Source organism: Streptomyces sp. DT224 (assembly GCF_049844595.1).
Taxonomy (GTDB): domain Bacteria; phylum Actinomycetota; class Actinomycetes; order Streptomycetales; family Streptomycetaceae; genus Streptomyces.
In genome coordinates this window covers 1-553 of record NZ_JBNCLI010000045.1, presented here as the reverse complement: position 1 = coordinate 553, position 553 = coordinate 1, and the positions used below count along the sequence as shown (strand labels likewise).

Here is a 553-nt window from a genome sequence, read left to right as displayed (position 1 = left end):
GGTGTCATCCTGGCCGTCACCCCCAAGAGCGAGACGTCGAGCGCCATGAGCTTCAACTACGTCGTCCGCAGCGTCGGGTACTCCCTGGGCAGCGCCATCGGCGGCCTGATCCTCGCCGCGGGTACCGGCCCCGGCCACCTCTTCCCCGACGACAGCGCCTACACCACCGCGGCGCTGATCGGCATCGGCGCCATGGCGATCACGACACTGACAAGCCTCACTCTCGCCCGCCGACGCTCGTCCGAAAACCCGTAAGAGCTCGCGCAAATACGCGGTGCGGGGAGCCTCGGCAACAAGGCGGGCACCGGTCCCGATGTACATGGAGTCGCGACACTCTGTGCCCACTGGAGAGACCGAGCCCGTCCTGCCGTCACGGCCGTCACGGCCGTCGCGGCCGTCACGGCCGTCGCGGCCGTCACGGCCGTCACGGCCGTCACGGCCGTCACGGCCGTCAGTCCGCCGCCTTGGGCCGCCAACCGGAGGCCCAATCATCGAGCGGGGCGAGAGATTCTTGAAGGGTCCTGCCCTGTTCAGTGAGCAGGTACCCCTCGCC

The 553-nt window shown here is 69.4% G+C and carries 1 pseudogene; it reads left to right on the top strand.

The annotated features are described in order from the left end of the window. Positions 1-255: pseudogene (locus tag ACLQ2N_RS35960) on the top strand (MFS transporter); the annotation flags it as partial. Between the last annotated feature and the right edge of the window lie 298 nt (positions 256-553).